We start from the raw sequence: 14,392 nt of genomic DNA, 5'->3' as shown, positions 1-14,392 counted from the left end.
AGCTGGGCCTCCCGGCGCGCGGGGACGGAGGAGAGCAGGACGGCGACGCTCGCCTCGCCCGCTCCCCGCCAGGCGACCTGGTCGATCGCCGCGGGCGCGGATCCCGGGGCCGAGACGAGTGCCGTGAACGTGGTGCCGAGGGCGGTCGCGAGGCGGTCGACTCCGGTCAGCGAGATGTTGGCCTCGCCGGCCTCGGCCGCGACGATCGTCCGCCGGCTGATGCCCGAGCGCGCCGCCAGCGCGGACTGGCTCAGTCCGGCTCCGCGCCGCGCGAGACGGAGGTTGCCGCCCAGGTGGGCGAGGACGGGAGCCGACATGCGCACTATTCTGCACCGACAGGCCCCTGTTGCTCCTAGGATGTGCAGAATGATGCACATCTCGCCGCTCCGGGGCCTCCGCTTCACCCGTCCGGAGTGGGCGCTCATCGGCATCACCGCGATCTGGGGCGGGACCTTCCTCGCCGTGCACATCGCGATGGAGCACAGTGGTCCGCTGTTCTTCGTCGGGATGCGGTTCGCGATCGCGGGACTGATCAGCGCGGTCGTGTTCCACCGGTCGCTCCGGGGGATGCGGCGGATCGACCTCGCGGCCGGCGTCGCGATCGGGGTGATGATCTTCGCGGGCTACGGCCTGCAGAGCTACGGGCTGCAGACGATCACGAGCAGCACCTCCGCGTTCCTCACCGCGCTGTACGTGCCGCTGGTGCCGCTGCTCCAGTGGGTCGTGTTCCGTCGCCGTCCGGGCGTGCTGACGCTGGTGGGCGTCGCGCTGGCGTTCGTCGGACTGCTCCTGATCGCGGGCCCGCAGCCGGGCGTCGCGCTCGGAGCGGGCGAGGTGGCGACGATCGTGAGCACGCTGCCGATCGCGGCGGAGATCATCCTGATCGGCCTCGTCGCCGGACGCGTCGACCTCGGCCGGGTGACCGTGGTGCAGCTGCTGGTCGCCGGCGCGCTCGGGTTCGCCTCGATGCCCGTCGCAGGCGAGGCGGTCCCGGCGTTCTCGTGGGCCTGGCTGATCCCCGCGCTCGCGCTCGGGGCGAGCAGCTGCCTGATCCAGCTGACGATGAACTGGGCTCAGCGCTCGGTCTCGCCGTCGCGCGCCACGATCATCTACTCCGCCGAGCCCGTCTGGGCCGGTCTGATCGGCCGCCTCGCCGGCGACCGGCTCCCCGCGCTCGCCCTGCTCGGGGCGGGGTTCATCGTCGCGGGCACGCTCGTCAGCGAGCTGAAGCCGCGCCGCGAGCCTGCGCCGCCGGCTCTCAGGTGACGGCGGGGAGGGCGGCGGAGGCGACGAGCGCGCCGCCGGCGTCGGTGATCTCGACGGCGGCGACGGACTCGCGCAGGACGGCCGCGTTCATCTCGCAGTCGAGCTCCGCGGAGCTGCCGAGGAAGGAGCCGGACGGGAGCCGCTCGCCGGAGCCGGTGACCAGCACGAGGTCGTAGCTCTCGCCGAGGGCGAAGCCTGTCCCGCGGAGGATCGTCTCGGTGCCCCAGGTGTGCGCGACCAGCGAGCCGTCGAGCGTCACGCCCTCCGTCCGCTCATCGAAGGCGATCGCCTCGACGGCGCCGAGCGTCCCGGGCGGTCCCGCGACGGGGCGCTCCTCGGCGGACCGCAGGGCCGCTCCGGCGACGCCGCCCACGACGAGGAGCGCGGCCGCCGCGGCGACGGCCAGGACGGCACGGCGGCGCGGGGCACGGCGGCGCGGGGCACGTGCACTCTCCGCGCGCTCGGGCCGCTCCCCGGCGAGCGCCGCGACGCGCGACCGCAGCTCCGGCGACGGCTCCGCCTCCTCCCAGCGGCCCAGCGCGCCGACTCGGTCGACCACCGAGCCGAACGACGCGAGCTCGCGGTCGATCGAGGGGTCGGCGGCGCGCAGGCTCTCGAACTCCCGCGCCTCCTCGGCGGAGAGGTCGCCGGCGAGGGCCGCGGCGAGGAGCTCCTCGCGGCGGCCGCCGGGCTCGTCTCCGTCGGGCTGGTCTCGGTCGATCACGATCTCTCCTCGTCCGTGGGTCCGGCGCCCGCGAGGTGACCGCGGAGCGCTCGGAGAGCGTAGAAGGCGCGGCTGCGCAGGGTGGCGACCGGCACGCTCGTGGCCGCCGACAGGTCGGCGTAGGTCTCGCCGTGCAGGTGGACGGCGACGACGACCTGCCGGTGCTCGGCGGAGAGCCGCGCGAGCGCCTCGGCGATCGCGAGCGGCTCGAGGGGGTCGCGGTCCTCCGCGGGCACCTCCTCCAGAACCTCGGCCTCGACCAGACGCGGCAGGCGCAGGCGCGAGCGGTGCACGTCGATGACGACGTTGCGGGCGATGGCGAAGAGCCAGGTGCGGGTGCTGGCGCGCTCGGCGGAGTAGCTCGCCCGCGAGCGCCAGGCGCGCAGGAACGTCTCCTGCACGCAGTCCTCGGCGAGGCCGCGGTCGCGCAGGGCGTTGAGCGCGAAGCCGAGCAGGGCGGACCCGTGCTCGTCGAAGGCGGCGGCCGGGTCGAACTCCGCCGTCCGGGGCTCGAGGCGCACCACGGGAGCCGGGACCTCCGAGTGCTCGCGCGGCATCGCGGGCCCTTCGTCTCGTCGTGCCGTCGCCGTGCGCGCCACACCGCCTCCTCGTCGGGACCGGTGGTCCGTCGGAAGGGGGTACGGCCGCGGCGGCGGCAGCGTTCATCGGAGGCGAGGACCGTCTCCGTGAAGATCTTCTCAGATGGAGTGAACGCGGCGCCGCTTCCGGCCGTACTCCCTGCATCGGGCCCGCTCGGCGCTCGCGATCGAAAGGCTCCACCATGACGAAGACGTCCCCCGCGCGGAACCGCGCCGGCCGCCGCCTGCTCTCCCTCGGCGGCATCACCGCCGTCGCCGCCGCCTCCTTCTTCGCCGCCGCGCCGGCCCAGGCCGAGACCGAGGTCGCCGAGCCGTCCTCCTTCACCAGCGCCTTCACGGTGATGGCGACGCCCGACCAGGTCGTGAACGCCGACTCCGCCGCGACCCCCGGCCAGCCCGACGCCACGGGCGAGATGACCTTCCGGGTCAACAGCGACCTCGACGTCATCTGCTACGACATCACCCTCACTGGTGTGACCGGCGACTACCAGAGCCCCGCGAAGACCGCGACGCACATCCACCAGGCGGCGCTGGGCAAGGCGGGCCCGCCGCGCATCGCGTTCCCGAACCCGGCCCCGGTCGGAGACGGCCCCCGCACCAGCAGCGGCTGCCTGCAGGGCCCCTTCACCACGGGCATCCAGGCGAACGGGGCCGACACCGGCGCCGGATTCACGCTGAAGGCCCTCGAGGCCGATCCCGCCGCCTTCGCGGGCGACTCCCACACGGCCTCGTATGCGGCTGGCGTCGTCCGCGGCCAGCTCTCGCAGGTGCCGGTCGGCGGCCTCCAGACCGGTGGCGGCGCGACCGCCGCCGGGAGCGACGCCACGGGCACGTCCGGTCTCGCCGCGACGGCCGGCCTCGGAGCCGTCGCCGCCCTCGGCGCGGCCGGAGTGGTCGTCGCCCGCCGGCGCACCGCCTCCTGATCGTGGGCAACCGGTCGAGGAGCGGCGCGGCGGCACTGTGCGCCGTGCTGCTCCTCGCGGGGTGCGCCGCCGCGGACGGGAGCGGAGGAGCGGAGACGCCCGCGAGCGCGCCCGCGCCTCCGGCCCTCGCTTCTGCTCCCCCGCTCACTCCTCCCCCGGTCCCCGCGCCCGACCCCGCCGCTGCCGCGCCTGCGCGCACCGTCGGCGTCGAGCCCGCCCGGCTGAGCGTGCCCGCGATGGGCCTGGACGAGCCGCTGATCGCGCTGGGCATCCAGTCGGACGGGGCGATGGAGGTGCCGGTGGACTACGACGACGTCGGCTGGTTCTCGGGAGGCGGGCGCCCGGGTGGCAGCGGCCGCACCGTGATCGCGGCGCACGTCGACTCGCGGTCCGGTCCCGCGGTCTTCTTCCGCCTCGGCGAGCTCGCCCCGGGCGATGAGATCGCGGTGAGCGGAGTGGACGGCTCCGACCACCGCTACCGGGTGACGGCGGTCGAGTCCCACGCCAAGGCCGCGTTCCCCACCGCCCGCGTCTTCGGCGCGACCCTCGAGGAGGAGCTGATCCTCGTGACCTGCGGAGGCGAGTACGACGCGGCGATCGGCCGTTATCGGGACAACCTGGTGGTGTTCGCCTCCCCGCTCTGAGGCCCGCCACGGAGGCGCGGCACAGAGAGGCGGCACAGAGGGGCGGCACGACCGCCCGGCATCGTGGCGCGGAACGGAGGCGCAGAGCACAGCACAAGAGCCCCGTCGGCGCAAGGGTCCGGGCGCGCGGACGCCGTGTGGTCGGATGAGGAGGGCAGCCCCCGCCGCCGCTCCCCTCCCGCTCCCCACCGCCGTGGCGCGGCCGATCCGACAGGACGCCCGTGTCCACCAGCCCCCGCCCCACCCTCTTCGCCCTGCCCGGACTCGGGCTCGACGGCCGCGCCTTCGACGCGCTCGGCCGCGAGCTCGCCGACGTCGCGGACCTCGTCGCGCTCGACCTGCCCGGTGGATCCGGGACCTCGCTCGAGGAGATGACCGCTGCCACGATCCGCCGGATCCGCGAGCACGACGCCTCCCGCTGGCTGCTCCTCGGGCACAGCATGGGCGGGAAGATCGCCTCCCTCGTGGCCTCGCGCACGGTCACCGGCCGCTCGGGCCTGTTCGGGCTCGCGGGCGTCGTGCTCCTCGCCGGGTCGCCGCTCTCGCCCGAGCCGATGGAGGAGGAGCGCCGCTCGACCATGCTCGGCTGGGTCGACGACGGGCACCTCGACGAGGCACAAGCGCGCGAGTTCGTCGACCAGAACGTCGGCTCGCCGCTGCCCGCCGACGCCGACGCGGAGGTGCTGGCCGAGCTGCGCCGCTACTCCCCCGAGGGCTGGCGCGACTGGCTCGAGCACGGCAGCCGCGAGGACCGCACCGGAGAGGCCGCCCTCGGGGCCGTGCCCGCGCTCCTGATCGCGGGCGGTGAGGACGGCGACCTCGGCGCCGACGCGCAGCGCCGCCTCAACGGCTCCCTCTACTCCCGTGCCCGGCTGCTCACGCTCGCCGGGGCGGGCCACCTGCTGCCGTTCGAGCGCCCGGTCGAGGTGGCGGCGGCGATCCGCCGGTTCTGGGAGGAGGAGGCCGGCACGGCGCCGTCGGTCCCGGCCGACGTCGGCGCGGCCATCGCCTCCGCCCGGACCTCCACGCGGGTGCGCGGGCTGCTGGCCGTGCGCGCGCTCGCCGACGACCCGGAGTACGCGCCGCGCGCCCTGACCGTCGCCCAGCTCGCGGAGCTGCGCGCGATCGCCGACCGGGTCGTCCCGCAGGAGGGCGGCCGGATCGACCTGGCCGCACGGGTGGACACGCAGCTCGCGAACGGCGAGGGCGACGGCTGGCGCAACGCCGACCTGCCGGCCGACCCGATCGCCTACAGTCTGGTGCTCGACGCCCTCCGGGGCTTCGCCGGCCTCGGCCCCGCCGAGCAGGACGCGCGCCTCACCGCGATCGCCGACGGCTCCGCGGAGCCCGGCGACGGCTCGGCCGGCGGGCTCGGTGCCGAGCAGCTGACCGCCTGGTTCGAGGACTGCCGCGTCGACCTCGTGAAGCAGTGGCTGGCCCACCCCGCGTCGATGGCGCGGATCGGCTACGACGGCTACGCCAGCGGCGGCGACACGCTGCCGCTCGTGACGGGCTTCCGCCTGCTCGGCGCCGACGACCGCGAGACCTGGGAACCGACGACGAGGAGTCACCGATGAACACGACCGGCATGCGCCGCTTCCCGCTCGACGAGACGGTCGACGCCGTCGTGATCGGCACCGGGGCAGGCGGAGCGCCCCTGCTCTCGGTGCTCGCCGCTCGAGGGCTGCGGGTCGTCGCCCTCGAGGCCGGGCCGCACTTAGATCCGCTCGGCCACACCGCCGACGAGACGGCGGCCGTCGAGATCAACTGGATGGAGGAGCGCCTCAGCGGAGGCGAGACCCCCACCGCCTTCGGGCAGAACAACAGCGGCCGCGGGGTCGGCGGCTCGACGCTGCACTGGGGAGCGTTCACGCCCCGCCCCGACCCGCGCGACCTGCGGCTCCGGAGCGACTCCGGCGTCGGCCGCGACTGGCCGATCGAGCACGCCGAGCTCACCGCGTACATCGAGAAGGTGGAGGCGACGATCGGAGTGGCGGGCCCGGCCGAGTACCCGTGGGACCCGTCGCGCCGCTACCTGCAGGGCCCGCTCGCGCGGAACGCCTCGGCCGACATGATGCTGCGCGGCTGCGCGGCGATCGGGATGCGCGCGACCGACGCGCCCGCCGCCGTGCTCAGCGGCCCGCGGGACGACGGCCGGCCCTCCTGCGTCAACTGCGGCCAGTGCCATCAGGGCTGCCGGACCGGCGCGAAGACGAGCATGGATGTGACCTACCTGCCGGAGGCGGTTCGGGCCGGCGCCGAGATCCGGGCCGACTCGTTCGTGCACGGGATCGAGCTGGACGCCGCGGGACGCGTGTGCGCCGTGGTCTACACGAGCGGCGGAGTGGAGCACCGGCAGCGCTGCTCCGCCCTGTTCCTCTGCGCGGGCGGCGTCGAGACGCCCCGGCTCCTCCTGCACACCGGCATCGCGAACAGCAGCGGCCAGGTGGGCCGCAACTTCCTGGCGCACGGGGCGACCCAGGTCTGGGGCACCTTCGAGAACGAGATGCGCGGCTACCGCGGCTACCCCTCCTCGGTGATCACCGAGGACACCGTCCGCCCGGCCGACGCGGACTTCGCGGGCGGCTACCTGATCCAGAGCCTCGGAGTGATGCCGCTGACCTACGCGACGACGCTCGCCCGCGGCGCGGGCCTCTGGGGCAGGGATCTGATGGACGCGCTCGACGGCTACCGCTTCGCGGCGGGCGTCGGTATCAACGCGGAGTGCCTGCCCGCCGACGGCAACCGGCTGGAGCTGACCGACGAGCTGGACGAGCACGGGGTGCCGAAGGCGCGCATCACGTTCTCGGCGGGCGCCAACGAGGAGGCGATCGACCGGCACGCGATCCGGACGATGACCGCGATCGTGGAGGCGGCCGGCGCGACGAGCACGCGGGTCATGGCGCGCACGGCGCACACTCTCGGCACCGTGCGGATGGGCACCGACGCGGGCGACGCCGTGATCGACGCGGACGGCCGCAGCTTCGACGTGCCGAACCTCTGGGTGTGCGACAACTCGGTGTTCCCGAGCGCGCTGATCGCGAACCCGGCGCTCGCGACGATGGCGCTCTCGCTGCGGACGGCGGACCGCTTCCTGGCGGCGTAGCGTCGCGGCTGCGGGGCGGCTGCGGGGCGGGACGACGGGCGAGGTGCTCCTCCGCGTCGCCGACTGACCGCGCGGGCGCGCCCGGACTGCTCGCCCGGACTGCGCACCCCGCCGGAGCAGCCGTGGGGCGGTGCGGGGCGCCAGCGCAGTCCCGAGACACGCTGCCCGAACGGCGGGCCGACGCGACGGCATGTGACGGCGGTTAGGCGCGCGCTGAGCTGCCGAGGTGCTGCATCGTGGTGGCTGAACGGCGGCATGGCGAACGGCGGCGGCACGGCCCTGGTGTCGGCACGGTGTCAGGCGACGGTGCGGCCCCGGTGACGGTCCGCGCCTCAGCGGCGGTGGTGCGGCGGTGGTGCGGCGGTGGTGCGGCGGTGCGGCCGCGTGAACCCGAGCGAAGGCGCAGATCCGAGCGTCAGCGGCGCGGCGGTAGGTCGCTAAGCACTCGCCTCCGAGCGACAGCACGGCCCGATCACCAGCGCGAACCCGCGCAACGGGCCGAACCCGCCCGACAGCCGATTCCCTCACGGCAGCACGGCAGCACGGCAGCACGGCAGCACGGCAGCGTGTCAGCACGGCAGCGTGTCAGAACGGCGGCGGCCGGTCCGCGAACCTCGGGGTCGCCGGTGGGCCTGGACGGAGCCGTGCCTCGAGGCCCGGCGGGCGCGTGGTGATGCGGCGGCCGGTGGGGGTGGTCCAGTCGGCGGTGCCGTCGGGGTGGAGGACGTAGGTCCAGCGGTCGCCGTGCCGCACGTGGTGGTGGGCGACGCAGAGGCTGGCGAGGTTGGCGGGGTCGGTGCCGCCGCCGTTTCGCCACTCGACGACGTGGTCGGCCTCGGCGCCCGCGGCGGAGCGGGTGCAGCCGGGGAAGCGGCAGGTCACGTCGCGGAGCTGGAGGAGGAGCCGCAGCTCGCGGTGCGGCAGTCGGCGTGTGCGCCCGACCGAGAGGACGGCGCCCGTCCGGGGCTCGGTCAGCACGCGGGTGACGGTCGCGGGGACGAGGCTCCGGGCGACGTCCGCCGGGATCGGGCCGTAGCCGTCGAGCTCGGCGGAGGCGTCGTCGGCGCCGGACGCGGTGCTCGCCGAAAGGGTGACCCGCACCTCGGCGCGCACGCCGGTGACGAGGGTCGGAACGGGCCGATCGGCGCCGACCGGGTCGGGCACCGTGCCGATGACGTCCGCCTCACAGAGGAGGTCGGCCAGAGCGTCGGCTCGCAGCTGGGCGAGGGTCCGCTCGTCGCCCGCTCCGGAGATCGCGTCGACGTCGCACGCCCCGGTGATTCCGGTCGGCTCCGCCCCGGTCGTCCCGCTCGACTCCGCCCCGCAGGAGCCCGCATCCGTGGCGGCAGGCGGCTCCGCCCCCGCCGGCCCCTCGGCGCCGTCGCGGAGGATCCGGGCGATCCGGTCGAGGCGGCTGTACGCCCCCACGGCGACCGGGGCGGGGAGGAGGGCGCAGAGCGTCGCCATACCGTCGACCTCGGGGGTCAGCCAGACCGCGCGGTCCTCGCGGGCACGTCGGTGGCGCTCGGCGAGGGGCTGCTCGTGGAGCTCCTCTCGCAGCCGCGCCAGAGCGCGCCGCAGCTGGGTCGGCGTGGTGCGGGCCGCGAGCTCTGCCGCCCGCGTATCGAACGCGGCGCGGGAGCCCGGAGGCAGGGTGGCCGCGACGGCGCAGACGACCTGGCCCGCCTCCCACCGCAGGCGCGCCCCGGCGAGGGCGGCGCGGGTGGCCGGCAGGTCTTCGACGAGAAGGCGCGCGTGGTCGAGCTCGCGGGAGGCGACCCGCTCAGAGACTCCGAGGGCGACCGCGAACTCCGCGCGGATCGACCGCTCGGCGAGGTCGCTCGACGCGTGCGGCGCCGAGCCGCGGGCGAACGACTCCGGATGCTCGAGCGCGGCCCGGTGCCCGGCGTGCAGCTCCTCGGCCGCGGCCAGGAGCAGCGGGGACGCCGAGCGGGCCAGCGCCGCGGCTCGGTCGCCGCGAGCACGCACCTCGCTGAGCACCGCCTCCGCTGCTGTCGACCCGCTGATCATCGTCATACGTGTATTCAATCAGCGACCACCGACACGGAAGCGACGGATCGTCACATCCGTGGAGAACCGGCGTGAGGCCCTCCTGTGGAGGGAGGGATCACCGCCGCCGACGCCGCACATCCCCGCCGTCCTCGGGGCGGCGCACGCAGGACACCGGCGCAACACGCCCCGCTCACGCGAACCGCACCGCAACACGCCCCGCTCACGCGAACCGCACCGCAACACGCCCCGCTCACGCGAACCGCACCGCAACACGCCCCGCTCACGCGAACCGCACCACAACACACCCCCGCTCACCCGAACCGCACCGCCACACACCCCCGCTCACCCGAACCGCGCCGCCTCACACACCCCGCTCACCCGAACCGCACCGCCCCACCTCACGCACCCCCGCACGCCCTCAGCCTCACGCGAACCGCCCCGCCACCTCCGCCAGGCACTCCCGGAACACCCGCACGGCCGGCGACGCCAGCTGCGCCTCGCGCTGGGCGGTGAAGATCGTGCGGCGGGGCGTGCCGGGCAGCTCGAGGAGGCGGCAGTCCGGGGCCTCGCCCGCCCAGACCAGGTCGGGCATCAGGGCGACGGCGTGGCCGGAGGCGGCGAGTCGGATCTGCGCCTGCAGGTCGGCGGTCTCGAAGCGGACGTCCGGCTCGAAGCCCGCGACCCGGCAGGTCTGCTCGGCGAAGTGGCGGCTCGCGGTGCCGCGCGGCTCCATCACCCAGGCGGAGTCGCGGGCCGAGGCGAGGTCGACGACGGCGGAGTCGCGGCTCACGGCGAGGCGGATCGCGTCGGACGTCAGGTCGCTGCGCACCAGTCCGGGCAGCCAGGAGGTCGAGTGGCCGGGGTACTGCTCGGCGACGACGAGGTCGAACTCCCGCGCCCACGACGTCTCGTGCAGAGCGCCCTCCGGCTCGCGCTGCACCATCTCGATCCGCACCTCCGGGAAGCGGTCAGCGACGGCCCGGAGCGCGCCCGGCATGAGCGCGAGCGCGGCCGACTGGAACACCGCGACGCGCACCCGCCCGGTCACCGACTCCCCCGAGGCCGCGAGCGCCGCCTCCGCCCGCTCGAGCAGGGCCATCACCTCGCCGGCCGCCTCGACCAGGATCTCGGCCTGGGGCGTCAGCTGCACGCGCCGGCCCGCCTTCCGCAGCAGCTCGACGCCGGCCTCGCGCTCGAGCACGGCGAGCTGCTGCGAGACGGCGGAGGGACTGTAGGCGAGGGCCTCGGCCGCGGCGGCGAGAGTGCCGCGGATGGCCACCTCGCGGAGCAGGACCAGGCGGCGGACATCGAGCACGGCGTCTCTCCGATCGTTCAGCTGAGCTGACCGGTACCGGTAAGGAACGGTCGCTTCTGCTCAACGGTAGCCGGTCGAATACTGAAGGCACCCACCTCAGAGCAGAAGGACCGCACCATGACGGATCTCGCCAGCCCCGCTCTCGCCACCGGCCCCGCGGCCGACAGCCCGTCCGCCGATTCGATCGATCCCCGCCTGGTCGACGAGAGCGTCGCCCTGGTGCGGCGCTGGCTGCGCGAGGCGTCCGCGATCCCGATCGACGCCTCCGGGGCGCAGCTGGCGGGCGTGCTGAAGGACCCGGCCGGCCTGGACTTCACGGTCGGCTTCGTCGACGGCGTCGTCCGCCCCGAGGACACCCGCGTCGCGGCGGCGGCGCTGAAGGCGATCGCGGGCGGCGTGCCGTCCTTCCTCCCTGCTCCGATGCGCGGCGCGGTCGCCCTCGGCGGCGTCATGGCGCCGCTCCTCCCGGACGTCGTGGTGCCGATCGCGCGCCGGGTGCTGCGACGGATGGTCGGCCACCTGATCATCGACGCGACCGACTCGCGCCTGGGCCCGGCCATCGCCGCGATCCGCCGCGACGGCGTCCGGCTCAACATGAACCTGCTCGGCGAGGCCGTCCTCGGCCGCGAGGAGGCCCACCGCCGCCTGGAGGGGACGCACCGGCTCCTCGCCCGCGACGACGTCGACTACGTCTCGATCAAGGTCTCCTCGAGCACCGCCCCGCACAACCCGTGGGCCTTCGACGCCGCGGTCGACGACATCGTCGAGGAGCTGGCGCCGCTGTTCGCCCGGGCCGCCGCCTCCTCGCCGCAGAAGTTCATCAACCTCGACATGGAGGAGTACAAGGACCTCGACCTCACCATCGCGGTCTTCACCCGCATCCTCGACCGGCCGGAGTTCCTCGGTCTCGAGGCCGGCATCGTGCTGCAGGCCTACCTGCCGGACGCGCTCTCGGCGATGATCCGCCTGCAGGAGTGGAGCGCCGCCCGCCGGGCCCGCGGCGGCGCCGGCATCAAGGTGCGCCTGGTCAAGGGCGCGAACCTGCCGATGGAGCAGGTCGAGGCCTCGGTCCACGGCTGGCCGCTGGCGACCTGGAGCAGCAAGCAGGACTCCGACACGAACTACAAGCGCGTCGTCGACTACGCGCTGCACCCGGAGCGGATCCGCAACGTGCGGGTCGGCGTCGCCGGGCACAACCTCTTCGACGTCGCGTACTCGTGGCTGCTCGCCGGCACCCGCGGCGTCCGCGAGGGGATCGAGTACGAGATGCTCCTCGGCATGGCCCAGGGCCAGGCGGAGGCGGTGCGCCGCACGGTCGGCTCGCTCCTGCTCTACACGCCGGTCGTCGCGCCGGCCGAGTTCGACGTGGCGATCGCGTACCTGATCCGCCGGCTGGAGGAGGGCGCGTCGAGCCAGAACTTCATGTCGGCCGTCTTCGAGCTCGAGGCCGACCCGGCGCTCTTCGCGCGGGAGGAGGAGCGGTTCCGCGCCTCCGTCGCCGCCCTCGACGGGGCCGTCCCCCCGGCGCACCGCGTGCCCGACCGGTTCGCCGCGAGCGGCCGTCCGGGACCGGGCGACTTCCGCAGCACCCCCGACACCGACCCGTCCGTCGCCGCGAACCGCGAGTGGGCGCAGGCGATCCTCGCGCGCGTCCCCTCCTCCCGGGCCGGCGCCGACGCGATCGAGGCCGCCACGATCGGCACCCTCGACGAGCTGGAGTCGGTGCTCTCCGGCGCCCGCGGCAGCGGCTGGAGCGACGTCCCGGCCGAGGAGCGCGCCCGCATCCTGCACCGCGCGGGCGACGAGCTGGAGGCGCGCCGCGCCGAGCTGCTCCAGGTCATGGCGGCCGAGGGCGGCAAGACCCTCGACCAGGGCGACCCCGAGGTCTCGGAGGCCGTGGACTTCGCCCACTACTACGCCGAGCGCGCCCTCGAGCTCGACGCGGTCGACGGCGCCCGCTTCCACCCGGACGCGCTGACCCTGGTCGCTCCGCCGTGGAACTTCCCGGTCGCGATCCCGGCCGGCGGCGTCCTCGCGGCGCTCGCGGCCGGCTCCGCCGTGGTGCTCAAGCCCGCCGGTCCGACCGCGCGCTGCGGCGCCGTGGTGGCCGAGGCGCTGTGGGCGGCGGGCGTGCCCCGCGAGGCCCTGCGCCTGCTCCGCCTGCCGGAGGAGGAGCTGGGGCGCGACCTGATCGCCTCCCCGCAGGTCGACCGCGTGATCCTCACCGGCGCCTACGAGACGGCGGAGCTGTTCCGCTCCTTCCGGAACGACCTCCCGCTGCTGGCCGAGACGAGCGGCAAGAACGCGATCGTGGTCACCCCCTCGGCCGACCTCGACCTGGCGGTGAAGGACGTGGTGGCGAGCGCCTTCGGGCACGCGGGGCAGAAGTGCTCCGCCGCCTCGCTCGTGGTGCTGGTGGGCTCCGTCGCGCGCTCGAAGCGGTTCCGCGCGCAGCTGCTCGATGCGGTCTCCTCCCTCACGGTCGGCTACCCGACCGACCCCGCGACGCGGATGGGGCCGGTGATCGAACCCGCCGAGGGCAAGCTGCTGCGCGGCCTGACCGCGCTCGGCGCCGGTGAGACCTGGCTGCTGCAGCCGCGGAGCCTCGACGACTCCGGACGCCTGTGGAGCCCCGGCGTCCGCGACGGCGTGCGCCGCGGCTCCGAGTTCCACCGCACCGAGTACTTCGGGCCGATCCTCGGGATCATGACGGCGGCGACCCTCGACGAGGCGATCGCGATCGTCAACGAGGTCGACTACGGGCTCACCTCGGGCCTGCACGCGCTCGACCCGGAGGAGATCGGCACCTGGCTCGACGGGATCGAGGCGGGCAACCTCTACGTGAACCGCGGGATCACCGGGGCGATCGTGCAGCGCCAGCCGTTCGGCGGCTGGAAGAAGTCGGCGGTCGGCCCGGGCACCAAGGCGGGCGGACCGGACTACCTGCTCGGCCTGGGCTCCTGGGCCGCGGCGCCGTCGGAGGCGACCGCTCCGGTCGTCGGACCGGCCGCCCGCCTGCTCGCCGCGTCGCGCGCGGAGCTCTCGGCGGAGGAGCAGGCCGCGGTGGAGCGGACGGCGCGCAGCTGCGCGGCGGCGTGGGCCGCGGGCGCTCCTCGCGACGTGACCGGGCTGGAGGCGGAGCGCAACGTCTTCCGCCGCCTGCCCTACGACTCCGCCGTGCTGGTGCGCCTGGCCGCCGGGGAGCCGCTGGGCTCGCTCGTGCGGGTGGCCGTCGCGGCGGCGACCGCGCAGGCACGGGTGGTCGTCTCGAGCGCCGTGGCGCTGCCTCCGCAGCTCGCCGCCGGTCTCGACGAGGCGGCCGGCGCCGTCGTGATCGAGGACGACGCGGCGTGGGAGGCGCGGGTGCGAACGCACGGCGCCGGACGGGTGCGCCTGCTGGGCGCGTCCGCCGCGACGGTGACGGCCGTGACGGGCGGGCGCCCCGACCTCGCGGTCTACGCCGGCCCGGCGACCGAGGCGGGCCGGCTGGAGCTGCTGCCGTTCCTCCGCGAGCAGGCCGTGTCGATCACGGCCCACCGCTTCGGCACGCCGGACCATCTCACGGACGGGCTGCTCTGACCGGCGCGATCCGACCGGCGTGATCCGACCGCCCGCCGCGGGATCCCGCTCCGGTGAACCCGCTCCGGCGTGTCGACTACCGGAGCGGCGTCTCGCGGAGAGGGCGACGGAGGAACGACCGGGCGGAGAGGGGTCAGCCGCAGGCCGCACGTCAGTCCGCGTCAGCTCCGCGGCGGGTCCGCAGGGGTGGAGCGCGCGTCGTTGCTGGCGCGCGGGCCCTCCG

11 protein-coding genes are annotated in these 14,392 nt (G+C 75.4%); 6 read left to right on the top strand and 5 right to left on the bottom strand.

All coding sequences use genetic code 11. The features are described from left to right. Positions 1–317: helix-turn-helix transcriptional regulator (locus tag C5C82_RS11895; protein WP_146085988.1), on the bottom strand; the 317-nt coding region annotated here is incomplete at its 3' end. Positions 318–366: 49 nt separating this feature from the next. Between C5C82_RS11895 and C5C82_RS11890 the strand changes: the two genes are divergently transcribed. Beyond that, the gene (locus tag C5C82_RS11890) at positions 367–1,266 is read left to right on the top strand and encodes a DMT family transporter (protein ID WP_258066095.1); all 900 of its coding nucleotides are present in this window, start codon (positions 367–369) and stop codon (positions 1,264–1,266) included. Here the strand turns inward: C5C82_RS11890 and C5C82_RS11885 are convergent. Together C5C82_RS11885 and C5C82_RS11880 are read right to left on the bottom strand one after the other, a co-directional pair. Then, a complete protein-coding gene (locus C5C82_RS11885; protein ID WP_104355129.1) occupies positions 1,259–1,990 on the bottom strand; it encodes a hypothetical protein in 732 nt (243 codons plus the stop codon). The genes C5C82_RS11890 and C5C82_RS11885 overlap by 8 nt on opposite strands. Continuing rightward, positions 1,987–2,547, bottom strand: coding sequence for a sigma-70 family RNA polymerase sigma factor (locus C5C82_RS11880; RefSeq protein ID WP_104355128.1), 561 nt, complete (start codon positions 2,545–2,547; stop codon positions 1,987–1,989). The genes C5C82_RS11885 and C5C82_RS11880 overlap by 4 nt, the downstream gene beginning before the upstream one ends. A gap of 224 nt (positions 2,548–2,771) precedes the next feature. Between C5C82_RS11880 and C5C82_RS11875 the strand changes: the two genes are divergently transcribed. From C5C82_RS11875 to C5C82_RS11860, 4 genes are all read left to right on the top strand, one after another. After that, a complete protein-coding gene (locus tag C5C82_RS11875) occupies positions 2,772–3,512 on the top strand; it encodes a CHRD domain-containing protein (protein WP_104355127.1) in 741 nt (246 codons plus the stop codon). A gap of 2 nt (positions 3,513–3,514) precedes the next feature. Then, entirely contained in the window at positions 3,515–4,156 is a 642-nt protein-coding gene (locus tag C5C82_RS18075) for a class F sortase (protein ID WP_181134438.1), read from the top strand. Positions 4,157–4,377: 221 nt separating this feature from the next. Next, entirely contained in the window at positions 4,378–5,733 is a 1,356-nt protein-coding gene (locus C5C82_RS11865; protein WP_104355125.1) for an alpha/beta hydrolase, read from the top strand. Next, positions 5,730–7,262: a GMC family oxidoreductase gene (locus C5C82_RS11860; RefSeq protein ID WP_104292931.1), complete on the top strand. Its 1,533-nt coding sequence runs from the start codon at positions 5,730–5,732 to the stop codon at positions 7,260–7,262. Before C5C82_RS11865 ends, C5C82_RS11860 begins: the two co-directional genes overlap by 4 nt. Positions 7,263–7,847: 585 nt before the next feature. Here the strand turns inward: C5C82_RS11860 and C5C82_RS11855 are convergent. After that, complete coding sequence (locus C5C82_RS11855; RefSeq protein WP_104355124.1) at positions 7,848–9,299, bottom strand: HNH endonuclease signature motif containing protein; 1,452 nt, start codon at positions 9,297–9,299, stop codon at positions 7,848–7,850. 400 nt (positions 9,300–9,699) lie between these two features. Further along, the gene (locus C5C82_RS11850) at positions 9,700–10,590 is read right to left on the bottom strand and encodes a LysR family transcriptional regulator (RefSeq protein WP_104269522.1); all 891 of its coding nucleotides are present in this window, start codon (positions 10,588–10,590) and stop codon (positions 9,700–9,702) included. A gap of 117 nt (positions 10,591–10,707) precedes the next feature. Between C5C82_RS11850 and C5C82_RS11845 the strand changes: the two genes are divergently transcribed. Further along, positions 10,708–14,169 (top strand): bifunctional proline dehydrogenase/L-glutamate gamma-semialdehyde dehydrogenase, encoded by a 3,462-nt coding sequence (locus C5C82_RS11845; RefSeq protein WP_104355123.1) that lies wholly within the window; start codon positions 10,708–10,710, stop codon positions 14,167–14,169. Positions 14,170–14,392: the final 223 nt, after the last annotated feature.

Source organism: Rathayibacter sp. AY1D5 (genome assembly GCF_002932515.1).
GTDB lineage: Bacteria > Actinomycetota > Actinomycetes > Actinomycetales > Microbacteriaceae > Rathayibacter.
This window is presented reverse-complemented; position numbering and strand designations above follow the sequence as displayed.

Bases quoted from the DNA above. Each gene is read 5' to 3' on its own strand.
- C5C82_RS11890 (WP_258066095.1), top strand. From the start codon at position 367: ATGATGCACATCTCGCCGCTCCGGGGCCTCCGCTTCACCCGTCCGGAG.
- C5C82_RS11880 (WP_104355128.1), bottom strand. From the start codon at position 2,547: ATGCCGCGCGAGCACTCGGAGGTCCCGGCTCCCGTGGTGCGCCTCGAG.
- C5C82_RS11875 (WP_104355127.1), top strand. From the start codon at position 2,772: ATGACGAAGACGTCCCCCGCGCGGAACCGCGCCGGCCGCCGCCTGCTC.
- C5C82_RS11860 (WP_104292931.1), top strand. From the start codon at position 5,730: ATGAACACGACCGGCATGCGCCGCTTCCCGCTCGACGAGACGGTCGAC.
- C5C82_RS11855 (WP_104355124.1), bottom strand. From the start codon at position 9,299: ATGACGATGATCAGCGGGTCGACAGCAGCGGAGGCGGTGCTCAGCGAG.
- C5C82_RS11845 (WP_104355123.1), top strand. From the start codon at position 10,708: ATGACGGATCTCGCCAGCCCCGCTCTCGCCACCGGCCCCGCGGCCGAC.